Below are 24,412 nucleotides of genomic sequence, written 5' to 3'. Positions count from 1 at the left end.
ATCAGCCCTCCACCGATGCAGCAACCTTGTCCGGAAACCGCTCGCGGAGGGCCGGCAGGATCTCCGCGCCGAAGATCGGCAGGCTCTTGATATAGTCGTCGAAGATCAGCATCAGCCCGTCGGTGCCGGACGCTTCCAGCAGGTCGCCCACCTGATCGGTCACGCTTTTCGCGCTGCCGACGATCTGGGCGGACATGAACGAGCTGCGCGCCTTGCGGGTGAAGTCGTTCTCCTTACCGATTTCGGCATCGAGGAAACCATAAGCGCGCATCATGCCCGCCAGCGCGCCTTCGTCGAGGCCCGCAGCATAGTGCTGAGCAGTGGCCTTGGCGGCATCGTCGCTATCGCCGATCACCAGCGTCATCATCGAATAGGTGCGGATGTTACGGCCATATTCGGCGGCGATGGCTTTGGCACGATCGCTGTTCTTGGCCAGTTCCGGCGCGGTGCCGCCCGAAAGGAAGATCGCGTCCAATTCCTCGGATGTCAGGCGCATGCCGATTTCGGACGATCCCGCGCAGACCAGGAACGGACGCTGTTCCGGCTTCGGCCAGGATTCGCAGTCTTCCAGCGTGAAGTAATCCCCCTTCATGGTGACCGAATTCTCGCTCCACAGCCCCTTCACCGCGCGCACCCATTCGTAGGCAAGGTCATAGCGCTGGTCGTGATTCACATCGTCCGGCCAGGCGCCCATCTGCGCGAACTCGCCCTTGTAGGAGCCGGTGACGACATTCAGCCCGGCGCGGCCGCCGCTCACCTGCTGCAGCGTCGCCAGCATCTTGGCGGCCACCGCCGGGTTCTGGAGCAACGTGTGCAGGGTGGTGACGATGCGCGTCTTCTTCGTCACTTCGCTCAGCGCCGCCATCAGCACGATCGGATCGAGCGAGGAATCCCAGTGCTTCGTCTCGCCGCCGTAACCGCGGAATTTCGACATGGACATGATGAAGTCCATGCCCGCCTGCTCCGCCAGAACCGCGCACTGGCGGTTGTAGGCATAGGATCCGTCCAGCTCCGGCTTGTTCTTCGACAGGATCCAGCCGCCGTTGGCGACCGGCAGGAACAGACCAAGGTCCTTGCCACCATTGTCGGAGGGAAGGCCAAAGGGTGTCAGCGGATGCGGGTTCATGTCTGTCCTCTGATGCGGGTTCGGTGCTGTCCTGATCCTCAGCCTAGGGAAACGCCCGCCCGGTTCTTGATCGGCGGCGCATGTTCTGTTGCCGCCCCGGACAGCAGATCCGCCACCGCCGCGCGCATCGGCATCGACGGAGCCGCGCCCTGCCCCAGCGTGCAGAGCGCCGCCGCCGCACTGGCCCAGGGCAGCGCCTCCTCAAGACTGCGGCCTTCGTCCAGCAGCGCCGCCAGTGCACCGCAGAAACTGTCCCCCGCGCCCACGGTGTCGACCGGAACCACCGGCACGGCGGGGACATGGAATTCGCGGTTGCCCTTCACCGCCACCGAACCGCGCGCGCCCAGCGTGACGACCACCGCCTGATCCGGATGACGCAGCAGCCCGCGCGCCTCCCGCACCACCGCCGGCAGGCCCTCGACCGGCCCGCAGCAGGCGAAGGCGGCCAGTTCGGTCTGGTTCACCACCAGCACGTCGACATGATCGAGCAGCGCGTCGGCCGCCAGCACCGCCGGCGCGGCGTTGAGGATGCGGATGCATTGCGAATTGCGGAACACCGGCAGCAGCGCGCCCACCGGCACTTCCAGCTGCGCCAGCAACACGCCCTCCATGACCGGGCCGGGCGGGGTCAGCCGCGCATTGGCGCCGCTAACGACGATGATCTGGTTCTCTCCCTCGGCATCGACGGCGATATAGGCGGTGCCGGTTTCCGCCCCTTCCAGCGCGACGACGCCGGACACCGCGATCCCGTCCCGCGCCAGCCGGTCGCGCATCCAGCGCCCGGCATCATCGTCCCCAACCGCGCCGACCATGCGCGTTTTCGCCCCCATGCGCGCGGCGGCGACTGCCTGATTGGCGCCCTTTCCGCCGGGCAGCCGGGCGGTTGCCTTGGCGATGACCGTCTCGCCCGGCAGCGGCAAGTGATCGAGCGAGGTGATGATGTCGAGGTTGATCGAACCGACGATGTGAACTGCCAAGTGTGCCGCTCCGCTAGTCTGAGACGCCCCCTTTGCGGGGCCACGTTCTGCAAGTGCAAAATCGGGTGCAGCATGGCGCGTCCGCCGGGGTCAAGCCTGCGCTGGCGCCGTGCGTCCCCGCACAATAATTGCGGGGTCCAGCGCCAAGAGCCTTCGCGCGCGTGCGATCTACCTTTGGCGCACACTCTACGCCTTTCGCCTTTGGGGAGACACGCGAATTATGACCACCTGGCTCATCACCGGCATCGGCGGAGGCCTTGGCCGCGCCCTTGCCGAAGCCGCGCTTGCACGCGGGGACACCGTCGTAGGCACCACCCGCAAGGACAGCGATCCTGAGTTCGAGGCGCTGGCCCCCGGCCGCGCCCATGCGCTCTGCGTCGACCTGACCGACGAAGCCTCGGTAACCGCCGCCGTCGCCAAGGCGGAGGAGATCACCGGCGGCATCGACCGGCTGGTCAACAATGCCGGCTACGGGCTGATCGGCGCGATCGAGGAAGTCTCTATCGAGGAGGCCAAGGCGCTGTTTGATGTGAACCTGTTCGCCCCGCTGCGCATGTTGCGCGCGGTGCTGCCCTATATGCGCGCGCGCCGGGCGGGGCATGTGGTCAACATCACCTCGGTCAGCGGCCATGCGCCGTGGGCGGGCACCGGGCTCTACGGCGCCAGCAAGTACGCGATGGAATGCATCGGCCAGACCTTGGCGCAGGAAGTGGCGCCGATGAATATCCGCGTCACCAACGTCGCCCCCGGCGGGTTCCGCACCGCCTTCGCGGCAGCGGGGCTGAAGATCGCGGCGGCCGACATTGCCGATTACGAGGAAGTCGCCCACTTCGCGCGCCGCAGCCTGACCGAAGGCGCGGGCAAGGAAAAAGGCGATCCGGCACGCGGAGCCGCCGCGATCCTCAAGGCGCTGGATGCCGCCGAGCCGCCGCTGCACCTGTTCCTGGGCGAAGACGCGCTGCATTACGCGGGCGACCAATTGGAATTCGTGGGCAACCAGATGCGCGAGTGGGAGGCGCTGTCGCTCTCCACCGCCTTCGAACCGGCCTGATGCACCGAACCGAACTGCCGGATTGGGCCATCGAGCGCGGGCGCGGCTACAACAGCTTCGCCGCGCTCGATCCCGCCAGCACCGCGCTGGTGGTGATCGACATGCAGGCGGCCTTCGTCGGCGAGGGCCAAGTTTTCGGCAATGCCCATGCCCGCGATGCCATCACCCCGTGCAACCGCCTTGCCATGGCCATGCGGCAGGCCGGCGGCACGGTGATCTGGATGCGTCAGACCACCAGCGAGTTGCCACCGCTGGCGATGCCGGACTGGCAGTACGACCGCTCCGACCCGTTCGTCGCCCGCGCCATCGCTGCCCTGCGGCAGGGAGAGGCCTCACACGACCTCGATCCGGCCATGGTGCGGGAGGCTGGCGATCTGGTTCTCGACAAGTACCGCTACGGTGCGTTCTCGTGCCCGGATGGTGCGCTGGAAAAGGCGATCCGGGCATTGCGGATCGAGACACTGGTACTGGCTGGCACGCTCACCAACGTCTGCGTGGAATCCACGGCGCGTGAGGGCAATATGCGCGGTTGGAAAGTCATCGTCGTCAGCGACGCCTGCGCGGCGGTGACCGACGCGGAGCACAATGCCGCGCTGATGAACCTAAGGCTGAACTTCGCCGATGTGCGGACTTCAGGAGAGGTGCTGGCGATGCTTGAGAGTGTCGAGGCCGTCTGACTCCGGCCAGCGAGCAATCGACTTAACCCCATAACACTTCGTCGCCCCCGCGAAGGCGGGGGCCCCGCTTCCTTTTACCTTGCCGCAAAGAAAAGCGGGATCTCCGCCTCCGCGGGGATGACGGGGTTGGGTTGATTGAATGGGCCCAAATCCTCCCCTGCAAGGGGAGGAGAACCGCCCGAAGGATGGTGCAGGGGTGTCAGCCTCTCCGCCACACACAACCGAACCTTTACACCCCTCCGTCAGCGCTACGCGCTGCCCCCTTGCAGGGGAGGAACGTCACTTCAGATAAACACACAAAAAGGGCCGACGGATCGCTCCGCCGGCCCTTCCTTCACATGGGGTGTGAACTTGTGTGGGCTCAGGCCTTCTCGGCCTTGTTCGCCTCGTAGCGCTCGATCGCTTCGATCACGATCTGGCGGGCTTCGTCGGCGCCGCCCCAGGTGCCGACGCGCACCCACTTCTCGGCCTCAAGGTCCTTGTAGTGCGTGAAGAAGTGCTCGATCTGGCTGAACACGATCGGCGGAAGGTCGCCCTTTTCCTGCACGTCCGAATAGTACGGGAAGGTCTTGTCGTCGGGCACGCAGACCAGCTTTTCATCGCCGCCGTGCTCGTCTTCCAGGTTCAGCACCGCGATCGGGCGCACGCGCACGACCGAGCCGGGCACGAAGGGGGAGCGGGCAACGACCAGCGCGTCCAGCGGATCGCCATCGGGCGACAGCGTGTGCGGGACGAAGCCGTAGTTCGCCGGATAGCGCATCGGCGTGTGCAGGATGCGGTCCACGAACAGAGCGCCGGAATCCTTGTCGAATTCGTACTTTACAGGTTCACCGCCAACGGGAACCTCGATGATGACGTTCAGGCTCTCCGGCGGGTTCTTGCCGACAGGGATCATGTCGATGCGCATGTTGGTCCTTTTCAACGGGCACGATTTGAGCGGCGCTACTGAACGTGCGCCGCCTTGAACTTTGACGGCGGGGCTTAGCGGCACGGTTAAACCACCGCAACCGCCTTCTCGAACTTGCAGTGCAAGGATCGCATGCCCGTCGCCAAAACGAAACGGGGCCGGGCTGAAAAGCCCGACCCCGTTCGCGATAGGCTCGATTTCGTCTTTACTTGGTGCGCGGTGCCAGCAGGCGGTCCAAGCCGTTGACCTTGCCCGGGGTGGTGCTTTCCAGCCAGGGCCAGCGCAGGCCACCGTGATAGTCGATGGCGACGGTGGTGAAGGCATCGCCGCGCTTCACCAGCAGGCTGATCGGCGCGTTCGCCGCGGCGCCGCCGGTCTTCGCCGCCGTGATTGCGTCCTTGATCGTATCGGCGCTGTAGGCGGTGCCGTTCACCGCAACCACCTTCACCCCGCCGACCAGGCCCGCGTTGTAGCCGATGCTGTCCCACACCGTGGACGTGACGGTGCCGTCGCCGTCGAGCGACACGCCCAGCGCATAGCTGAGGTCCAGCGACTTGCGCGAATCCCCCAGCCCCTTTTCATAGGCGTTCTGCGTGTCCTTCCAGACCAGCTTGTAGCCGGCCATCTCGATGCCCTTCACGGGCGCCGGCTGGTTGGTGGCGTAGATGCGGGTCTTCAGGAAGCTGGCCCAGTCATAGGCGTAGACGCCATTCAACGTCTTCACCACTTCGTCGAAATCGTAAGTCAGTTCGCCCCAGTCGCCATCACGCACGCCGAAGAAGGCCTTGGCGAAATCGTCCAGTCCCTTGGCGCCCTTGGTGCCCTGACGAATGATCTGGTCCGCTTCCAGCCAGGTCAGCGCGCCTTCGACGTAATAGTCTTCGGTACGCGTGATCGAGGTGTAGGGCAGCGGGCGGCGCATGTTCAGGATCGGCGCGTGGGTGGTATCTTCCACCGAACGCCAGCCGCGGCCCGGCGTCGCTTCCGAATAGCGGGCGACGGCACCGGCCAGCGTGTCGAGGATGGTCTGCTTGGTCTGAACGCCCGAACGCGCGGCCAGGATATAGCCCCAGAACTGCGTCTGCCCTTCGTAGACCCACAGCAGCGTGTTCTGCATCGGCTGCTGGAAGTCCGGCGTCCACAGGTCGGCCGGGCGGCGGTACTTGCCGTTCCAGCTGTGCGTGAACTCGTGCGGGATCACGTTGCGATCCCAGTCCATCTTGTCCCACTCGGTCCAGACCTTGGGCTCCATCTGGTTCTCGCTCGAACGATGATGCTCAAGGCCGATGCCACCCATGCGGTCGGTCAGCGCCAGGAGGAAGTCGTAATGATCGAAGTGCCGCGCGCCGAAGGTGAACAGCGCCTGCGAGACGAGGTTGCGGTACTTCTCCATGTTCTCGGGCTTGATGCCCAGCAGCTTGGGCTCATCCGCGACGACGTTCATGCTGACGCCGTGGCCCAGATCCCAGCTCTGCGCATACTTGCCCGCGAAGATCGGCGAATCGACCAGGCGTTCGTAGTCGATCGCATTCCACGTCACCGTGTCGCCCTGCTGGCTCTTGCCGTCGAGCGGGGTATAGACGGTCCAGCCCGCCGGGAACTTCACGGTTGGCTTGAAGGTGATGCCACGGGTGTAATAGCCGGCGGGATAGAGGCTCATCTTCTCCCACTGCACGTTGATCATTTCCTGCGTCATCGTGATGCGGCCTTCCTTGGCCTGCACCGGAGACGTGTGGACGAACTTGGCAGTGACCATCTGGGTGCCGGCCGGCAGGTCGAGATGGAAGGCGTTCACTGCCACGGTATCGCGCTGCCACGCGATTTCCTTGCCGTTCGCGAAGAAGTGGATGTCCGCCAGCAGCGCGGCCGGGCCGGTGGGCGAGTGGTTGCCGGGCAGCCAGCTGGGCTGGATCAGCGTCAGCTTGGTGGTGCCGGGGGCGACCGGAACCTGCTGGACCACCTTGTAGACGCCGCGCACGGTATCGCTGGCATCGATGTCCAGCGCGATGGTGCCGGCATAGGGCTTGTCCTGCGCGGCCGGTAGCGGATCGGGCAGCGCGGGCGCCATCGGGGCGCTGCGCTGGGCTGAATCCTGCGCAAGCGCCGGCGTGGAAACGGAAAGAAGGGCGAGGAGCGTGACGACCGCGTTACGATATTTCATTTCGCCATTCTTTGCGGCTGTTGCCGAGTTTGGCAACCATCCAATTTGTGCGGAGGTCGCGGGCCAGCAAAGTGAATGCTCCTCCCCAGTAAGGGGAGGGGGACCACCCCAAGGGGGATGGAGAGGTGGGCACCCCTCCATCGCGCGTAACTGGAGCGGCTACCCCCTCCGTCAGCGCTGCGCGCTGCCACCTCCCCTCGCAGGGGAGGAATTTCGACCGTCGGTATTTCCACGTTCAATCCCGCCCGCGAACCGCAGCCACTTTCCCCGTCGCCGCAATCCGGCTAAGCGCGCGCGTTATGAGCACGACATCGACTAAGACGCCTCAGGCGATCCGCGGAACCCAGGACATCTTCGGCGCAGACGCCGAGGCTTTCGCGCATGTCGTCGAGACGTTCGAGCGCATTCGCAAGCTCTACCGCTTCCGCCGCGCGGAAATGCCGGTGTTCGAGGATACCGCCGTGTTCTCCCGCTCGATCGGCGAGACCACCGACGTCGTTTCCAAGGAAATGTACTCGTTCGCCGACCGCGGCGGCGACCCGCTGACGCTGCGTCCCGAATTCACCGCCGGCATCGCCCGCGCCTATCTGACCAACGGCTGGAAGCAGTTCGCCCCGGTCAAGATCGCCACGCACGGCCCGCTGTTCCGCTACGAGCGCCCGCAAAAGGGCCGCTATCGCCAGTTCCACCAGATCGACGCCGAACTGATCGGCTCGCCCGAGCCGCTGGCCGACGTGGAACTGCTGGTCATGGCCGACCAGCTACTGAAGGAACTGGGCATTTCGGACGGCGTGACGCTGCAGCTCAACACGCTGGGCGATGCCGAGAGCCGTGACGCCTGGCGCGCCGCGCTGATCGACTATTTCCGCGCGCACAAGGACGCGCTTTCGGAAGAATCGCAGGACCGGCTTGAGCGCAACCCGCTGCGCATCCTCGATTCCAAGGACCCGCGCGACAAGGTCTTCGTGGGCGATGCCCCGAAGATCGACGATTTCCTCTCGGCCGAGGCGCAGGACTTCTTTGGCGCGGTGACGGCGGGCCTCGATGCCGCCAGCGTCGCCTACGAACGCGCGCCCTCGCTGGTGCGCGGGTTGGACTATTATCGCCACACCGCCTTCGAATTCGTCACCACGCGCCTCGGCGCCCAGGGAACCGTGCTGGGTGGCGGCCGCTATGACGGGTTGATGGAAAGCCTGGGCGGCCCGGCCACCCCGGCCGTGGGCTGGGCTGCAGGGATCGAGCGTCTGGCAATGCTGGTCGCCGATGCCGGCACGTTGACCGAAGCGCCGCTGACCGTGGTTCTCGCGGTGGAGGACGATGCTGCCCTCGCCTATGCGCAGAAGGTGATCACCGCGCTGCGTTTCCAGGGCCTGGATGCCGAGATGGTCGCTACCGGCAGCGCCCGCAAGCGCTTCGACAAGGCGGTGAAGATGGGCGCCAAGGTGCTCGTTTCGTTCGGCACGAAGGATGGCGCTCCCGTAGCGAACATGCGCGCGGCCGAGCCGACCGCCGAATCTCTCGCGGTCGAGCAGGTTCTCCAGTCGGTCCATCCGTGATTTCGGCTGCCGTCCTCTTGGCCCACACGACATTTACCGTCGCCCCCGCGAAGGCGGGGGCCCCGCTTCTTCTCACAAGGAAGGCCGTCTGATGTCGGTCTCCGACACCCGGCTTGCGCAGATTGCCGCACGTTTCGCGGAGCTTGAGGCGCGTCTGGCCTCCGGCACGCTGGAAGGCGATGCCTTCGTCGCCGCCAGCCGCGACTATGCGGAGCTGGAGCCGGTGGCGCAGGTCGCTGCCGAAGTCGTGTCGATGCGCGGCGAACTGGAAGCGCTGCAAACGCTGGAAGACCCGGACCCGGACATGCGGGCGCTGGCCGAAGAGGAAGTGGCGCGCCTGAAGGCCGAACTGCCCGAGGCCGAACGCAAGCTCTCCATCGCCATGCTGCCGCGCGACGCGGCGGACGTGCGCCCGGCCATGCTGGAAATCCGCGCCGGCACCGGCGGGGACGAAGCCGCCCTCTTCGCGGCCGATCTCTATCGCATGTACGAACGTTATGCCGCCGAACAGGGCTGGCGGGTCGAGATGATCAGCGTCAACGCCAATGACCTCGGCGGCTTCAAGGAAGTGGTCGCCAACGTCGCCGGCGCGGGGGTCTTCGCCCGGCTGAAGTTCGAAAGCGGCGTCCACCGCGTGCAGCGCGTGCCGGTCACCGAATCGGGTGGGCGCATCCATACATCGGCCGCGACAGTGGCGGTGCTGCCCGAACCCAGCGAAGTCGATGTCCAGATCGAGGACAAGGACCTCAAGATCGATATCTTCCGCGCTTCGGGTGCGGGTGGCCAGCACGTCAACACCACCGATTCGGCGGTGCGCATCACCCACCTGCCCAGCAACCTGGTGGTGATCTGTCAGGACGAGCGCAGCCAGCACAAGAACAAGGCCAAGGCCATGCAGGTCCTGCGCGCACGCCTCTACGAGAAGATGCGCGAAGAAGCCCACGGCGCCGAGGCGGAGGCGCGCAAGGCGATGGTCGGTTCGGGCGACCGTTCCGAACGCATCCGCACCTACAACTTCCCGCAAGGGCGCGTGACCGATCACCGCATCAACCTGACGCTGCACCGCCTGCCCGAGATTCTCGAAGGCCCGGGCCTTGCCGAAATGGTAGACGCGCTGATTGCCGAGGACGAGGCCAAGCGCCTTGCCGCGATGGATGGCTGAGCGAACGGTCGGCGAAGCGATCCGCGACGCTGCCGAGCGCCTTGCCGGGAGCAGCGACACCGCCCGGCTCGATGCCGAAGTGCTGATGGCGCACGCGCTGGGCTGCTCGCGCTCGTCGATGCTGCTGTCGCGGATGCGCGATCCGGCGCCCAAAGGCTTCGCCGCGCTGGTGGACCGCCGCGCCGAGCATGAGCCCGTCGCCTACGTAACCGGCCATCAGGAATTCTTCGGCCTGCCCTTCATCGTCGGGCCCGACGTCCTGATCCCGCGCGGTGATTCGGAAGTCCTTGTCGAAGCCGCCCTCGCCGCCCGCCCAGATGCCCGTACGGTACTCGATTGCGGCACCGGTTCGGGCGCGCTGCTTCTGGCAGTTCTGGCCAACCTTCCCGAAGCACAGGGCGTGGGCATCGACCGTTCGCCCGGCGCCCGCGTCGTGGCCACCGCCAATGCAGACGCGCTCGGGCTGGGTGCCCGCGCCCGCATCGTCGAAGCGGACTGGCACGCCCCCGGTTGGGACGATGCGCTGGACGGTCCGTTCGACCTGATCCTGGCCAATCCACCCTACGTAGAGACCACCGTGGCGCTGGACCGTTCGGTCGCCGCCTACGAACCGGCCGAGGCGCTCTATTCAGGCGAAGACGGGCTGGACGACTATCGCATACTGGTCCCCCAACTGCCCCGGCTGCTCTCTGCAAACGGAGTCGCGCTGGTCGAAATCGGCTACCGGCAGGCTGCTTCGGTTGCCGCGATCGGTCAGGAAGCCGGCCTTTCCAGTCGCTTGCATCGCGACCTTGGAAATCGCCCGCGCGTGTTGGAGTTTTCAACAGCCGCGTAAGATTCCGCTTGGAATTCGGCGCGGGAATGCCTAAGGATTAAGGCGAAGCGGCACATGGATGAAATTTCCCATGCGGACGCTTCACCTCCATCATTTGCATGACAGTCGCTGCAGCTAGTCTGCTCGGCACGGCGAGGGTGGAAGTCACGGCACGCGGGGGCGCTCCGTGATCATGTGACGTACGGCAGTTCGGCCCGACGGGATCCGGCCGATACCCAGGGTTTTGAGGAAATATATCCTTGAATAATAATCGTGGTAACAACCGCCGGCGCGGCCGCGGTAACAATCGCCAACAGGGCGGCCAGCAGACCAATCGTATCGACAGCAGGGCGCGCGGCAACGCGCCGCAGTTGCTGGAGAAGTACAAGAAGCTGGCGCACGACGCGCACCTCAACGGTGATCGCGTGACGGAGGAGTATTACCTCCAGTTCGCGGATCACTATTTCCGTGTGATCGCCGATCAGAAGCAGCGTCAGGACGATGCGCGCCAGCCGCGCCGTGACGACCGTTCGCCCGATTATTCGGACGATTACGGCGACGATTACGGCGATTACGAAGCTGTGCCCGAGCGCGCCCAGCAGTCGAGCCAGGAACGTCCGCCCCGTCAGGAGCGGTCGAGCCAGGATCGCTCTGGCCAGGATCGTTCAGATCGTCAGGAACGGCCCGAACGCCAGGAACGGTTCGATCGTCAGGATCGGCCCGAACGCCAAGAGCGTCAGGAACGCCCCGAGCGTGCCCCGCGCGTCGTCGACGCTTCCGCCGAGGAGCCCGTCGAAACCGCGCAGACCGATGACGAGGGCGAGAACGAGGGTGGCCGTTCGGTCTACGAACCGGCCGAAAACCCCTTCGTTCGTGACATTCGCGGTCCCAGCCGTGGCCTGAAGCAGCGCAAGCCGCGCCGCGACCGCCGCGAGAATGACGCCGTGGAAGTCGACGGCAACGTCGCCGAACCGGACGCATCGGAAGGGCCGAGCCCGCTTGAGGCAGCCCTGCCGCCAGCGATCGCGACCAAGCCCGCCCGGAAGTCCGCTGCGGCCGCCCGCGAACAGGCTGCCGAGGAAGGCACTGCCGATGAGACGAAGGCGGAGGAAAAGCCCCGCCGCCGTCGCACCCGCAAGGCCCCGCCTGCGGACGAAGCCGGCGACAGCACGCTGGAAGCCGTGAACTCCTGAGTTCCCTGAACTCTCACGCCTTTCCGCATACCGAAATGGCCCGCATTCCCACCGGAATGCGGGCCATTTCGTTTCCGGGTGTCGCGGTCGTCGCTATCGCCCGCGATTCCTGCCCTGGCGTGACCGCCGCCCTTCCCGCTTGCGTCGCGCCTCAGGGACTTACATAGCCTCGCCCGTGGAATTCTCTCGCCGCGAGGCTCAGCCGTGACATCCGAACAGGCCCCGCCCGGCCGCACTTTCCCCCTTCTGGCCCGGTATCCGCGCGTAATGACCGGACTGGCCGCCGCGCTTGCCGGCGCCATGGCCGCCTGCGGCTTTCAGCCGCTGTCGCTCTGGCCGCTGACATTGCTGGGCATTGCCTGGCTGATGGAACTGATGGTCCGCGCGCCCAGCTGGCAGCGCGCCTTCCTGGTCGGCTGGTGCTTTGGCCTGGGCCACTTCACGCTCGGCAACAACTGGATCGCCACGGCCTTCACTTATCAGGCCAACATGCCGGCGTGGCTGGGCATGATCGCGGTGGTGCTGCTCTCGCTTTACCTTGCCGTCTATCCGGCACTGGCAACGCTGGGCGGCTGGCTGGCGCAGCGGCTCGATCGCAGCAAGCGCGGCCCCGGCGCCTATGCCCTTGTCGCCATCGCATTTGCGGCATGCTGGATCATCGCCGAATGGCTGCGCGCCTGGGTCTTCACCGGCTTCGCTTGGAACCCGCTCGGCGTAGCCCTGCTGGGCGGCTTCGAAACGCGCGGGCTTGCCATCGTCACACCGTGGACGGGCACATACGGTCTCTCCGGCCTGCTGGTGCTGCTGGCGGCCCTGCCCGGCCTGCTGGTCCGCGCGATCCGGCATGGAAAGTCCGTGGCGCGTTGGGCGTGGGCCCTGCCCGCAATCGCGATCTATGCAGCGCTTGGCGCCTTGATGACGCAACCGGACCGCTGGGCCGATCGCTCCGAAGGGGCGGTGCGCTTCACGCTGATCCAGCCCGACATCCGGCAGGAATTCATCGACGATCCGCGCAATTTCGAAGCTAACTTCGTCAAGATGGCGCAGCTCTCGCTGCCGAACCGACCCGGCGAAAAGCGCATGGTGTTCTGGCCTGAATCGGGCTTGGGTGACTATGTGCGCGACGGCTATCCGCCCTATCTCTATCGCATCTATACCTACGCCGCCGACCCGGTCCTGTCCCGCCGCCGCATCGGCCGGGTGATCGGGCCCTATGGCCTGTTGCTGACCGGCGCGGTCGATCTGGTCATGAAGGATGACGAGGAAGTGGCCGCCCGCAATTCGGTCTCCGCGATCGATGGCGACGGCAACTTGCTCGCTTCCTATTCCAAGGCCCATCTCGTCCCTTATGGAGAGTATCTGGCGCTGCGCTGGCTGCTGGAACCGCTGGGCGCCACTCGCCTGGTGCCCGGATCGCTGGACTTCTGGCCCGGCCCCGGGCCCCGCACCATCGACTTCGGCGACTGGGGCAAGGTCGGCGTGCAGATCTGCTATGAGATCGTGTTCAGCGGACAAGTGATCGATCCGCGCGTGCGGCCCGACTATATCTTCAACCCATCGAACGACGGCTGGTTCGGCGCCTGGGGCCCGCCCCAGCACTTGGCGCAGGCCCGCTTGCGCGCGATCGAGGAAGGCCTGCCGGTCATGCGATCCACCACCACCGGCATCAGCGCGGTGATCGATGCCGACGGTATCGTGCGGGCTTTCGTGCCGCGCCATCAGGCCGGCCGGCTGGACGGGATGATCCCGCCGGCACATCAGGCCACGCTTTTTGCGCGCTGGGGCAACCGCTTGCCACTGGCACTTGCCACGGTTCTGTTGGTGATTGCGGTTTCGGGCATTGCACTCCGGCGCCGGGGAGGGTAGACGCAGAGGGACATAAAGATTTCTTTATATGTGGTGTCCAGATGCGCAATAGCTACGTCTTTACTTCCGAGAGCGTTTCCGAAGGTCATCCCGACAAGGTTTCGGACCAGATTTCCGACGCCATCGTCGACCTGTTCCTGTCCAAGGATCCGGAGGCGCGCGTCGCGTGCGAAACCCTCACCACCACCCAGCGCGTCGTGCTGGCCGGCGAGGTTCGCGGCAAGGGCATGATCGATACCGCCGGCCACTGGGAAGACGGTGCGCAGGAAGAGATCCAGACCGTGGTCCGCGAAACCGTGAAGCGCATCGGCTACGAACAGGCCGGCTTCCACTGGCAGGACCTGGTCTTCGAAAACCACCTGCACCCGCAGAGCGCGGACATCGCGCAGGGCGTCGATTCGACCGGCAACAAGGACGAAGGCGCGGGCGACCAGGGCATCATGTTCGGTTTCGCCTGCGACGAGACGCCGGACCTCATGCCCGCCACGCTCGACTACAGCCACAAGATCCTTGAGCGTCTGGCCGCGGACCGCCACGCCGGCACCGCGCCGTTCCTGGAGCCCGACGCCAAGAGCCAGGTCACCCTGCGCTTCGAAAACGGCGTGCCCGTCGAAGCGACCGCCGTGGTCGTTTCCACCCAGCACAAGCCGGGCTACCACGAAGGTGCCAAGGACGCCGAACTCAAGGCCTACGTGAAGAAGGTCGTGGCGGAAATCCTGCCCGCCGGCTTCGTCACCGACGAAACCGCGTTCCACATCAATCCCACCGGCAAGTTCGAAATCGGTGGCCCCGACGGTGACGCCGGCCTGACCGGCCGCAAGATCATCGTCGACACCTACGGCGGCGCTTCGCCCCATGGCGGCGGCGCATTCTCGGGCAAGGACCCGACGAAGGTCGACCGTTCGGCCGCCTACGTCACCCGCTACCTTGCCAAGAACGTCGTCGCCGCCGGCCTGGCCAAGCGCTGCACGATCCAGGTGGCCTATGCCATCGGTGTGTCGGAGCCGCTTTCGCTCTATGTCGACACCCACGGCACCAGCGCCCATTCGGACGCCGATCTGGAAGTGGCGATCGCCAAGGTCGCGGCCGACACGCTGGGCGGCCTGACCCCGCGCGGCATCCGCACCGGCCTGGGCCTGAACAAGCCGATCTACGGCCCTACCGCCGCCTACGGCCACTTCGGCCGCAAGCCCGAGGGTGACCTGTTCCCTTGGGAGCGTACCGATCTGGTTGACGCGCTGAAGGCCGCTCTCGCCTGAGCGCACGCCAAGGCATGACCGGCCAAGGCATAACCGGTTGAAGGGGGCGGGACCGCAAGGTCTCGCCCCTTTTGTTTTTGCCGCTTTCTCTGTTTTGCAAATCATCCATCCACGCTGACCGGAATCGCGCTTCAAACCGTCACCGTGAACGACTATAGAAGCGCCATGTCATCCGTACGTCCCTGGCGCGACATCGAGCGCCGCAAGAGCCGCCAGATCATGGTCGGCAATGTCCCCGTCGGCGGCGATGCACCGATCACGGTGCAGACCATGACCAACACCCTGACATCCGATGCCAAGGCGACGATCGACCAGATCCGCCGGTGCGAGGATGCCGGCGCGGACCTGATCCGCGTCTCCTGCCCCGATGTGGAAAGCACGGCGGCGATGCGGGAGATCGTGCAGGCCGCGCGGGTGCCGCTGATCGCCGACATCCATTTCCACTACAAGCGCGCGCTTGAGGCTGCCGATGCCGGCGCCGCCTGCTTGCGCATCAATCCGGGCAACATCGGTTCCGACGACCGCGTCGCCGAAGTGGTGCGCGCCGCCAAGGCCAATGGCTGCGCGATCCGCATCGGCGTCAACGCCGGCAGCCTGGAAAAGGACCTGCTGGAAAAGTACGGTGAGCCCTGCCCCGAAGCGCTCGTCGAATCCGCGCTGGATCACATCAAGCTGCTGCAGGACCACGATTTCCACGAATACAAGGTGGCCGTGAAGGCCAGCGACGTATTCCTCGCCGTCGCCGCCTATCAGGGGCTGGCAGAGGCGGTCGATTGCCCGCTGCACCTGGGCATCACCGAAGCGGGTGGCCTGATCGGCGGCACCGTGAAGTCCTCCATCGGCATGGGCATGCTGCTGTGGTCGGGCATCGGCGACACCCTGCGCGTCTCGCTTTCGGCTGAGCCGGAAGAGGAAGTGCGCGTCGGGTTCGAGATGCTGAAGGCGCTGGGCCTGCGCACGCGCGGCGTGCGTGTGGTCTCCTGCCCCAGCTGCGCGCGTCAGGGCTTCGACGTGATCCGCACGGTAGAGGCTCTCGAAGACCGCCTGCAACACATCAAGACGCCGCTTTCGCTCTCCGTCCTCGGCTGCGTGGTCAATGGCCCCGGCGAAGCGCGTGAGACCGACATCGGCCTGACCGGCGGCGGCAATGGCAAGCATATGGTCTACCTTTCGGGCGTGACCGACCATGTCGTCCAGTCCGAAGACATGCTGGACCACATCGTCAAGCTGGTGGAGGCCAAGGCGGCCGAGATCGAAGCCGCCAATGCGGCCGAAGCGGAGGCGCAGGCGGCCGAATGAGCCGGCTCAAGCGTGAACTCGCGCGCGTCGGCCTGACGCTGCGCGATTCGCTGTACCTCTGGCGGATCGCGCCGCTGGTTCCACTGATCGCGGTGCTGCCGGAATTCGCCCAACATGCGGTGGAAATCCGGCGGGGCATGTTCGCCAGCCAGGAAGCGTTCTCCAGCCTCGCGCTCGATCCGCAGCGGATGGAGTTCGGCGCGATCAAGATCGCCGCTCTGGTCATCGCCGTGCTGGCTGGCGCGCGATTCTGGGCCAACCGCTCGGCAGGGCTGCGCGGCTGGAGTCTTGCCGGGATTGCATGGAAGCAGGTGCTGCTCGGGCTGGGCGTCCAGATCGTGGCCTCGCTTCCCGCATTGCTCGACTGGCGCGCCGCGCCGATGGTGCAAGTGACGCTGAGCATGGTCTTGACGCTCGCCAGCCTGCCGGGCCTGGTGCTGATGGTCGGCGGGCTGCTCGGTGATCGGGAGACCGGGCTTCTCGCGATCTACCGCAGCGGCTGGACCAAGGCCCTGCGCATCGTGCTGCACATCGCGCCCGTCTGGTTCCTGTTGCAGACGCTGCACCGGGCGGATCATATCGCGGCAATGGAGCGGCCGCAGTGGCTGATCTGGGGCCTGATGGCCTGGGACGCGCTGGTGGTGGGCCAGATGGCCGCGCTCGCCGCCACCGGCCTGCATCACGGCTATGCCGCCGATGAGGCGCCTGATGGAGACGAGGCGGGTTTTACGCCCGCTTAAGCCTTCGCGGCCTATCCTTCGCCCTATGAACAAAGGGCTGCTCATACCGGCGATCATCGCCATAGGGGTCACGGTACTGACCGCCCCCGGTCACAAGGCCGGGCAAGGGACCGACCAGTCTGCCGCTGCGGCCTCCCCGCATCGAAAGGCTGCGACCGCCGCCTGGTTCGCCGGCAATACGGAGCTTACCCGCGCCGCCGACGGTCATTTCTACGCCGATGCCGCTGTGAACCAACACAGTACCCGTTTCCTGATCGATACCGGCGCCTCGATGGTGGCGCTGACCGGGGCGGATGCGCGCGCCATCGGGCTGGACTGGAGTGACAGCGACGTGATCCCGATCGGTCAGGGGGCATCAGGCCCGGTCTATGGCGTGCCGGTGAGGCTGGAGCGGATCGAACTGGGCGGAACCGAAGTGCGTGACGTGCGGGCCGCGATCGTGCCCGAAGGTCTGGACGTCTCGCTGCTGGGCCAATCGTTCCTGTCGCGCGTGGGCAATGTCAGGATCGAAGGCGAACGCATGATGCTCGGCGCGGATTAAGCCGCGCCGCCCATCGCCACCTCGAATCCCACAAGGCTGCACCAGACCACGAAACCCGTCATGGCGGCGACCGAAAGGTAAGCGGCCCGGACGACTTTCGAAACAGGGATGTCCATCACGTACAACCTTGTGGGAACGGGGGGAGCCCAGCTTATCGGTGGTTTTTCCGCGCGAAGCCATGTCGCCGGTCGGCAGGCGTCAGCCGCCGGTCGAGACCGTTGTTCCCCGGCCCGCGGCCAATTTCCGCGCTATGGCATGCCTTGGGCTGCGCCCTAGAGCGTTTTCTAATCAGGTGGAATCACCTGATGACTCGGAAAGCGCGATAAACCAAAATCTTAGCAGTTGATCCGATGCAATCGGATCGGAAACTGCTCTAGGCCGTACCCTGTATCGCCTTGCGCCCGACCGTCGACGTAAAGGCGGGGATCGAGATGCGGCCATCACGCGGCGCGATTGGCGTGCGGATCGTGCTCACCTCGAAATCGGGCGGCAGACCCGCGTTGATGAGGTCGTAGGGGGAAATCCGCGTGCGCGTGCACAGGCCCCCATTGCCGTCGCTCACCAGCGTCTTTTCGAAAGCGACGCCAAGCTGTTCGCCGATCATGCGCCGCACGGTCGCCACCTCAAGCTGGCCCTCACCGAAGTAGAGCACGAAGCGCGTACCCAGCGGTACATCCTCCAGCCCGTCGATCAGCGCGCCGGTGGCGGACAGGTTGCGCAGCACCGCCGGGTAGTAGTGGTCCTCGTGGATCGCTCCGATCCAGCGGAACATCGATATGCGATCCTCGCGCTGGAAGGCAGGGCCGCTGGGGGGGATGCCCCAGCCCGGCTGTCCCGCCGCCGCCAGGAACGCCTCCGCCGGGATTGCCTGCGAATAGATGTAGCCCTGGATATGGCTGACGCCCAGTTCACGCAGCATGGCCAGCTGGTCCAGCGTCTCGATCCCCTCCGCCGTCGTCTCCATGCCGATGGCCTTGGCCATGGCGACGATCGCGGCGATCAGCGCCTTGTTGCGTGCGCCCGCCTCCGCCGTGCCGCGCACGAAGCTCTGGTCGATCTTGATCTTGTCGAACGGGGCCGTGCGCAAATAACCGAGCGAGGAATAGCCGGTGCCGAAATCGTCCAGCGCCAACCGCACGCCCAGCGCCTTCAGCGCGCGGAACCGCGCATCGGTATCGGCGCCTTCGGCCAGGAACACGCCTTCGGTGATTTCCAGTTCCAGCCGTTCGGGCGGCAGGCCGGATGTCGCCAGGGCGTTGGCAACGATCGCCGGAAAGCCGGGATCGGTGAACTGGCGCGGCGAGACATTCACCGCCACGCGCAAGGCGCCTGGCCATTGCACCGCGTCACGACAGGCCGTGCGCAGCGCCCATTCGCCGATCTGGCAGATCATCGTCGATTCCTCGGCGATGGGAATGAACTGCGCGGGGCTGATCACGCCCTTCTTGGGATGATTCCAGCGCATCAGCGCCTCCGCGCCCGAAACCACGTCGGTCCCGGCCGCGACGATCGGCTGATAGTGCAGTTCCAGCTCTCCATGCGCGAGCGCATCGTGGAGGTTCTCCTCCAGCATCCTGCGGTCCTCGGCAGCAGTCAGCAGTTCGCGCGAGAAGAAACGGAAGCCGCCGCGCCCGCCGTGCTTGGCAGCATAGAGCGCAAGGTCGGCATTACGCACCAGTTTGTCGACATCCTGCCCATCGAACGGGGCAATGGCGATCCCCACCGAAGCGCCGATGATGCAGCGATTGCCCTCTACCGAATATGGCTGCGAGAGCATGGCAATGATGCGTTCGGCCAGATTGCCCAGGTCGCCGCGATCCTCGACATCGGGGACGAGGATCTGGAATTCGTCGCCGCCCAGGCGGCAGATCCGCTCCGCCTCGCCAACGATGGTGATCAGCCGTTCCGAAACCTGCTGCAACAGGGCATCGCCGGTGGAGTGGCCCAAGGTATCGTTGACCTGCTTGAAGCGATCGAGATCGATCAGCAACGTGGCGCAGGGCCGTTCCTGCGCCCTGTAGGCACGCAGCGTACGATCGAGCATCCGCGCCATCTCGCGGCGGTTGAGCAGCCCGGTCAGCGGATCGTGCATCGCCTCGCGCGAGTTTTCCTCGGCAATGCGGCGCTCATCGGTGATTTCGGAGCAGAGGCCGCAGAAGCCACCGAACCGGCCACCCTCGTCGACCTGCGCCTCACCCGAAAGCAGCCACCAGCGGCGGTGCTGACCGTCGCCGGTGCAGACCGGCACTTTCTCGAACCGAGAGCGGCGCGACAGCGCGAAGCGCAGACTGCGGCCCGAACCGGCGCCGTCATCGAAAGTCTGGAACACGTCGGCCACCAGGGAGCCGACGGCGCTGCCGGTCACCCCATCGGGCAGGCGCGCCAGCGCCCCTTCGGACAGATAGCGAATGCGCCCTTCGGCATCCGAGGCCCAGAGGCCAAGGCCGCCGACGCCCTCGACAGCGCGGCAGAATTCCCGCGCCTGATCGCCGTCGATGGCCGGCCCATCGCCCGCCTCGCGCACGCGCGCCGCTTTCCTGTCCGTACGTCCGAAATTCCAGGCCATCGACTACGCCCTGCGACCATCTCAGGACATGTGCTTAGTCGAACGAACGTTACTTTCGCGTAACCATACAAGTGAACATGGCGGGCCTGACGTCGCCATAAGCAAAAAGCCCCGCCGGATCGCTCCGACGAGGCTTTTCGTGTGCCTGTCAGGCAGCAGCGGGAAGCTTATGCTTCGTCGCCGCCTTCGGCCTGCTCATCACCCTTGATCAGGTAATCGCCGGCATCGGCGTCCAGACCATGGGTTTCACCCTCGACCATCGCCAGCGGATCGTTGCCGATCGCCGCTTCGGGGCCCTGGGCCAGTTCGGCTGCATGCTCTTCTTCCGCCGAGTTGGCGGCGATGAGCGCTTCCTGCATGCGACGGTACGAAGCGCGCAGGGCAGCGTCGCGGCTGGAGGCCGCCACGCGCATGCGGTTCATGCCGGCACCGGTACCCGCCGGGATCAGACGGCCGACGATGACGTTTTCCTTCAGGCCGATCAGGGTGTCCTTCTTGCCTTCAACCGCCGCCTGCGTGAGCACGCGGGTGGTTTCCTGGAACGACGCGGCCGAGATGAACGAACGGGTCTGCAGCGAAGCCTTGGTGATGCCGAGCAGCACCGGCTTGCCTTCCGCGGGCTGCTTGCCCTCGGGAAGCTTGCTGTTGATCTCGAACATCTCTTCGTAGTCGACCTGTTCGCCCGGCAGCAGGGTGGTGTCGCCACCGGCCGTGATCTCGACCTTCTGCAGCATCTGACGAACGATCGTCTCGATGTGCTTGTCGTTGATCTTCACGCCCTGCAAGCGGTAGACTTCCTGGATTTCCGCGACGAGGTATTCTGCCAGAGCCTCGACGCCGAGGACTTCCAGAATGTCGTGCGGATCGGGCGAGCCCGAAATCAGGTTGTCGCCCTTCTTGACGAAGTCGCCTTCCTGCACGTCGATCACGCGGCTCTTCGGGATCAGGTACTCGATCGGTTCACCCTCTTCCGGGATGATCGCGATCTTGCGCTTGGCCTTGTAGTCACGCACGAACTCGATGCGGCCGGAAACCTTGGCGATGATCGAGTTGTCCTTCGGCTTGCGGGCCTCGAACAGTTCGGCAACGCGCGGCAGACCACCGGTGATGTCGCGGGTCTTGGCGGCTTCGCGCGAAGCACGGGCGATGATGTCGCCGGCTTCGACGGTCTGGCCGTCCTCGACCGAGAGCGTGGTGCCCGGCGCCATCATGTAGCGCGCGGTTTCGCCCGAACCCTCGTCCAGAAGGGTAATGCGCGGACGCAGGTCTTCCTTCTTCTTGGCACTGCGCGACGAACGGTCTTCGGTGACGACGCGGCTGGTCATGCCGGTCGCATCGTCGACCTGCTCGGTCAGCGTGCGGGTGTCGATCAGGTCCTGATACTTCACCGTACCCGAGGTTTCGGTGATGATCGGCAGCGAGAACGGATCCCACTCTGCCAGGCGTTCGCCTTCCTTCACCGATGCACCGCTGGTGTGGAGCAGCACCGTACCGTAAGGCACGCGGCTGATCGCACGTTCGCGACCTTCGCTGTCGAACACCACGATCTCGCCGTTGCGGGCCAGCGACAGGCGACGGCCGCGCTTGTCGACGATCGTCGGGATGTCGCGATACTCGACCTTACCGTCGCAGATCGATTCCAAGTGGCTGGTTTCGTTGAGCTGCGCGGCACCGCCGATGTGGAAGGTACGCATGGTGAGCTGCGTGCCCGGTTCACCGATCGACTGCGCGGCGATGACGCCGACGGCCTCACCGATGTTGACCGGCGTACCGCGAGCGAGGTCACGGCCGTAGCACTTGCCGCAAACGCCCTGCTGGGCTTCGCAGACCAGCGGCGAGCGAATGCGGGCAGCCTGGTGGCCGGCAGCCTCGATCTTGGCGACCGCGGCTTCGTCCAGCAGCTCGCCCTTGGCGGCGATCACGTTGCCGTCCTTGTCGCTGAGGTCCTCGGCCAGAGTACGGCCCAGGATACGCTCGGCGAGCGAGGCGATGGTGGAACCGCCCTGCACGATCGAACGCATTTCCAGCGCACGCTCGGTACCGCAATCCTCGATCACGACGACGCAGTCCTGCGACACGTCGACCAGACGGCGCGTCAGGTAACCCGAGTTTGCCGTCTTGAGCGCGGTGTCGGCCAGCCCCTTACGGGCGCCGTGGGTCGAGTTGAAGTATTCAAGAACGGTCAGACCTTCCTTGAAGTTCGAGATGATCGGCGTTTCGATGATCTCGCCCGACGGCTTGGCCATGAGGCCGCGCATACCGCCAAGCTGCTTCATCTGCGCCGGGCTACCACGCGCACCGGAGTGGCTCATCATGTAGATCGAGTTGATCTGGGCCATGCGGCCGGTCTCGGGATCGATCGGCTGCGCCTTCAGCTCTTCCATCATGGCGTTCGCCACCTGGTCGCCGCAACGGCTCCAGGCGTCGATCACCTTGTTGTACTTTTCCTGCTGGGTGATGAGACCGTCCTGGTACTGCTGCTCGTAGTCGGCAACCAGTTCCTTGGTCTCGTTCACCAGGGCTTCCTTCGAATCCGGGATGATCATGTCATCCTTACCGAAGGAGATGCCCGCCTTGAACGCGTTGCGGAAGCCGAGCGACATGATCGCGTCGGCGAACAGCACCGTGTCCTTCTGGCCGGTGTGACGGTAGACCTGGTCGATCACGTCACCGATTTCCTTCTTGGTGAGAAGGCGGTTGACGACGTCGAACGGCACCGTGTGCGACTTCGGCAGGCATTCGCCCAGCAGCATGCGGCCCGGCGTGGTCTCGAAGCGCTTCATGTACTGCTCGCCGTTCTCGTCGGTCTGCGGCACGCGGGCCTCGATCTTCGAGTGCAGCGTCACGGCGCCGACGTGAAGCGCCTGGTGCACTTCCGCCATGTCCGCGAACTTCATGCCTTCGCCCGGCTCGCCGGTACGGTCCATCGACAGGTAGTACAGGCCGAGAACCATGTCCTGCGAAGGAACGATGATCGGCTTGCCGTTCGCCGGCGAGAGGATGTTGTTGGTCGACATCATCAGCACGCGCGCTTCCAGCTGGGCTTCCAGCGAGAGCGGCACGTGGACGGCCATCTGGTCACCGTCGAAGTCGGCGTTGAACGCCGAGCAGACGAGCGGGTGCAGCTGGATCGCCTTGCCTTCGATCAGCACCGGCTCGAACGCCTGGATGCCCAGACGGTGAAGCGTCGGCGCGCGGTTCAGCATGACCGGGTGCTCGCGAATGACTTCGTCGAGGATGTCCCAGACTTCCTTGCGCTCCTTCTCGACCCACTTCTTGGCCTGCTTCAGGGTCATCGAGAGACCCTTGGCGTCCAGACGGGCGTAGATGAACGGCTTGAACAGCTCGAGCGCCATCTTCTTCGGCAGGCCGCACTGGTGCAGCTTCAGCTCCGGACCGGTCACGATGACCGAACGGCCCGAATAGTCGACGCGCTTGCCGAGCAGGTTCTGACGGAAGCGGCCCTGCTTGCCCTTCAGCATGTCGGACAGCGACTTCAGCGGACGCTTGTTGGCGCCGGTGATGACGCGGCCGCGGCGGCCGTTGTCGAACAGGGCGTCGACGGCTTCCTGCAGCATGCGCTTTTCGTTGCGGACGATGATGTCCGGCGCGCGCAGCTCGATCAGGCGCTTCAGGCGGTTGTTGCGGTTGATGACGCGGCGATAGAGGTCGTTGAGGTCCGACGTCGCGAAGCGGCCACCGTCCAGCGGCACCAGCGGGCGCAGTTCCGGCGGAATGACCGGCACGACTTCCAGGATCATCCACTCGGGACGGTTGCCCGAATCGATGAACGATTCCACGACCTTCAGGCGCTTGATGATCTTCTTGGGCTTGAGTTCCGACTTGGTCGTCTCAAGTTCCTGGAGAAGGTCCGCACGCTCCTGCTCGAGGTCGAGGTTGATGAGCATGTGCTTCACCGCCTCGGCGCCGATGCCGGCCGAGAAGGCGTCTTCGCCGTACTCGTCCTGCGCGTCGAGCATCTCGTCTTCGGTGAGCAGCTGGTACTTCTCAAGCGGGGTCAGGCCCGGCTCGATCACGATGTAGCTCTCGAAGTAGAGGACGCGCTCAAGCTGCTTGAGCTGCATGTCGAGCAGCAGGCCGATGCGCGAAGGCAGCGACTTCAGGAACCAGATGTGCGCGACCGGAGCGGCCAGCTCGATGTGGCCCATGCGCTCGCGACGCACCTTGGTGACAGTGACTTCGACGCCGCACTTTTCGCAGACGACGCCCTTGTACTTCATGCGCTTGTACTTGCCGCAAAGGCATTCGTAGTCCTTCACGGGACCGAAGATGCGGGCGCAGAAAAGGCCGTCACGCTCAGGCTTGAACGTACGGTAGTTGATGGTTTCCGGCTTCTTGATCTCGCCGAAGGACCAGGAGCGAATACGCTCGGGGCTCGCGAGACCGATCTGGATCTGATCGAAGGTCTCGGGCTTCGCCATCTGGTTGGTGAACTTGGTCAGGTCGTTCATGGTTCAATCCCTCTGGGGGTGAATTCTTCGTGCGGTCGGAAGGAA

17 protein-coding genes are annotated in these 24,412 nt (G+C 65.3%); 11 read left to right on the top strand and 6 right to left on the bottom strand.

Annotated features, from left to right (window positions below):
- Position 1 precedes the first annotated feature (1 nt).
- The gene (locus tag WBP06_RS17385; RefSeq protein WP_395330258.1) at positions 2–1,126 is read right to left on the bottom strand and encodes an LLM class flavin-dependent oxidoreductase; all 1,125 of its coding nucleotides are present in this window, start codon (positions 1,124–1,126) and stop codon (positions 2–4) included.
- Between the two features lie 38 nt (positions 1,127–1,164).
- Positions 1,165–2,103: a ribokinase gene (locus tag WBP06_RS17380; protein WP_395330256.1), complete on the bottom strand. Its 939-nt coding sequence runs from the start codon at positions 2,101–2,103 to the stop codon at positions 1,165–1,167.
- Positions 2,104–2,323: 220 nt separating this feature from the next.
- Here WBP06_RS17380 and WBP06_RS17375 point away from each other — a divergent pair, with 220 nt between their 5' ends.
- Positions 2,324–3,154, top strand: a complete 831-nt coding sequence (locus tag WBP06_RS17375; RefSeq protein WP_395330254.1) for an oxidoreductase — start codon at positions 2,324–2,326, stop codon at positions 3,152–3,154.
- On the top strand, positions 3,154–3,831 hold the full coding sequence (locus WBP06_RS17370; protein WP_395330252.1) for a cysteine hydrolase family protein: 678 nt from the start codon (positions 3,154–3,156) through the stop codon (positions 3,829–3,831). The genes WBP06_RS17375 and WBP06_RS17370 overlap by 1 nt, the downstream gene beginning before the upstream one ends.
- 361 nt (positions 3,832–4,192) lie before the next feature.
- On the opposite strand, the gene ppa is transcribed toward WBP06_RS17370, so the two are convergent.
- Both ppa and WBP06_RS17360 read right to left on the bottom strand, forming a co-directional pair.
- Positions 4,193–4,738: an inorganic diphosphatase gene (gene ppa, locus WBP06_RS17365; protein WP_395330250.1), complete on the bottom strand. Its 546-nt coding sequence runs from the start codon at positions 4,736–4,738 to the stop codon at positions 4,193–4,195.
- A gap of 205 nt (positions 4,739–4,943) precedes the next feature.
- Positions 4,944–6,899 carry a M61 family metallopeptidase gene (locus WBP06_RS17360; protein ID WP_395330248.1) on the bottom strand — a complete coding sequence of 652 codons (1,956 nt, stop codon included), beginning with the start codon at positions 6,897–6,899 and terminating at the stop codon, positions 4,944–4,946.
- Positions 6,900–7,198: 299 nt separating this feature from the next.
- On the opposite strand from WBP06_RS17360, the gene hisS reads away from it, so the two are divergent.
- The 9 genes from hisS (at position 7,199) to WBP06_RS17315 (ending at position 17,329) form a co-directional block, all read left to right on the top strand.
- Positions 7,199–8,455 carry a histidine--tRNA ligase gene (gene hisS / locus WBP06_RS17355; RefSeq protein ID WP_395330246.1) on the top strand — a complete coding sequence of 419 codons (1,257 nt, stop codon included), beginning with the start codon at positions 7,199–7,201 and terminating at the stop codon, positions 8,453–8,455.
- Between the two features lie 91 nt (positions 8,456–8,546).
- Positions 8,547–9,617, top strand: a complete 1,071-nt coding sequence (gene prfA, locus WBP06_RS17350; protein WP_395330244.1) for a peptide chain release factor 1 — start codon at positions 8,547–8,549, stop codon at positions 9,615–9,617.
- Positions 9,610–10,452 (top strand): peptide chain release factor N(5)-glutamine methyltransferase, encoded by an 843-nt coding sequence (gene prmC, locus WBP06_RS17345; RefSeq protein WP_395330242.1) that lies wholly within the window; start codon positions 9,610–9,612, stop codon positions 10,450–10,452. Before prfA ends, prmC begins: the two co-directional genes overlap by 8 nt.
- Positions 10,453–10,691: 239 nt before the next feature.
- Positions 10,692–11,624: a DUF4167 domain-containing protein gene (locus WBP06_RS17340; RefSeq protein ID WP_395330240.1), complete on the top strand. Its 933-nt coding sequence runs from the start codon at positions 10,692–10,694 to the stop codon at positions 11,622–11,624.
- Positions 11,625–11,891: 267 nt separating this feature from the next.
- Complete coding sequence (gene lnt / locus WBP06_RS17335) at positions 11,892–13,490, top strand: apolipoprotein N-acyltransferase (protein WP_395334242.1); 1,599 nt, start codon at positions 11,892–11,894, stop codon at positions 13,488–13,490.
- Between the two features lie 41 nt (positions 13,491–13,531).
- A complete protein-coding gene (gene metK, locus WBP06_RS17330) occupies positions 13,532–14,749 on the top strand; it encodes a methionine adenosyltransferase (protein ID WP_395330238.1) in 1,218 nt (405 codons plus the stop codon).
- Positions 14,750–14,914: 165 nt separating this feature from the next.
- Positions 14,915–16,048 carry a flavodoxin-dependent (E)-4-hydroxy-3-methylbut-2-enyl-diphosphate synthase gene (gene ispG / locus WBP06_RS17325; RefSeq protein WP_395330236.1) on the top strand — a complete coding sequence of 378 codons (1,134 nt, stop codon included), beginning with the start codon at positions 14,915–14,917 and terminating at the stop codon, positions 16,046–16,048.
- A complete protein-coding gene (locus WBP06_RS17320; protein ID WP_395330234.1) occupies positions 16,045–16,788 on the top strand; it encodes a hypothetical protein in 744 nt (247 codons plus the stop codon). The genes ispG and WBP06_RS17320 overlap by 4 nt, the downstream gene beginning before the upstream one ends.
- Positions 16,789–16,813: 25 nt before the next feature.
- Positions 16,814–17,329, top strand: coding sequence for a TIGR02281 family clan AA aspartic protease (locus tag WBP06_RS17315; RefSeq protein ID WP_395330232.1), 516 nt, complete (start codon positions 16,814–16,816; stop codon positions 17,327–17,329).
- A 373-nt stretch (positions 17,330–17,702) separates the two neighbouring features.
- Here WBP06_RS17315 and WBP06_RS17310 read toward each other — a convergent pair whose 3' ends face one another.
- Together WBP06_RS17310 and rpoC are read right to left on the bottom strand one after the other, a co-directional pair.
- A complete protein-coding gene (locus tag WBP06_RS17310) occupies positions 17,703–19,895 on the bottom strand; it encodes a putative bifunctional diguanylate cyclase/phosphodiesterase (protein WP_395330230.1) in 2,193 nt (730 codons plus the stop codon).
- Positions 19,896–20,062: 167 nt separating this feature from the next.
- A complete protein-coding gene (rpoC, locus tag WBP06_RS17305; RefSeq protein WP_395330228.1) occupies positions 20,063–24,367 on the bottom strand; it encodes a DNA-directed RNA polymerase subunit beta' in 4,305 nt (1,434 codons plus the stop codon).
- Positions 24,368–24,412: the final 45 nt, after the last annotated feature.

Origin of the sequence: Novosphingobium mississippiense (assembly GCF_044029535.1) — a bacterium.
GTDB lineage: Bacteria > Pseudomonadota > Alphaproteobacteria > Sphingomonadales > Sphingomonadaceae > Novosphingobium.
Note: the sequence above shows the minus strand (reverse complement) of the source record. Positions and strands in the feature narration are given on the sequence as shown.

What these genes read in the sequence shown, in the direction of transcription:
- WBP06_RS17385 (WP_395330258.1), bottom strand. Translation starts at nt 1,126, where the DNA reads ATGAACCCGCATCCGCTGACACCCTTTGGCCTTCCCTCCGACAATGGT.
- WBP06_RS17375 (WP_395330254.1), top strand. Translation starts at nt 2,324, where the DNA reads ATGACCACCTGGCTCATCACCGGCATCGGCGGAGGCCTTGGCCGCGCC.
- WBP06_RS17370 (WP_395330252.1), top strand. Translation starts at nt 3,154, where the DNA reads ATGCACCGAACCGAACTGCCGGATTGGGCCATCGAGCGCGGGCGCGGC.
- ppa (WP_395330250.1), bottom strand. Translation starts at nt 4,738, where the DNA reads ATGCGCATCGACATGATCCCTGTCGGCAAGAACCCGCCGGAGAGCCTG.
- WBP06_RS17360 (WP_395330248.1), bottom strand. Translation starts at nt 6,899, where the DNA reads ATGAAATATCGTAACGCGGTCGTCACGCTCCTCGCCCTTCTTTCCGTT.
- hisS (WP_395330246.1), top strand. Translation starts at nt 7,199, where the DNA reads ATGAGCACGACATCGACTAAGACGCCTCAGGCGATCCGCGGAACCCAG.
- prfA (WP_395330244.1), top strand. Translation starts at nt 8,547, where the DNA reads ATGTCGGTCTCCGACACCCGGCTTGCGCAGATTGCCGCACGTTTCGCG.
- prmC (WP_395330242.1), top strand. Translation starts at nt 9,610, where the DNA reads ATGGCTGAGCGAACGGTCGGCGAAGCGATCCGCGACGCTGCCGAGCGC.
- lnt (WP_395334242.1), top strand. Translation starts at nt 11,892, where the DNA reads ATGACCGGACTGGCCGCCGCGCTTGCCGGCGCCATGGCCGCCTGCGGC.
- metK (WP_395330238.1), top strand. Translation starts at nt 13,532, where the DNA reads ATGCGCAATAGCTACGTCTTTACTTCCGAGAGCGTTTCCGAAGGTCAT.
- ispG (WP_395330236.1), top strand. Translation starts at nt 14,915, where the DNA reads ATGTCATCCGTACGTCCCTGGCGCGACATCGAGCGCCGCAAGAGCCGC.
- WBP06_RS17320 (WP_395330234.1), top strand. Translation starts at nt 16,045, where the DNA reads ATGAGCCGGCTCAAGCGTGAACTCGCGCGCGTCGGCCTGACGCTGCGC.
- WBP06_RS17315 (WP_395330232.1), top strand. Translation starts at nt 16,814, where the DNA reads ATGAACAAAGGGCTGCTCATACCGGCGATCATCGCCATAGGGGTCACG.
- WBP06_RS17310 (WP_395330230.1), bottom strand. Translation starts at nt 19,895, where the DNA reads ATGGCCTGGAATTTCGGACGTACGGACAGGAAAGCGGCGCGCGTGCGC.
- rpoC (WP_395330228.1), bottom strand. Translation starts at nt 24,367, where the DNA reads ATGAACGACCTGACCAAGTTCACCAACCAGATGGCGAAGCCCGAGACC.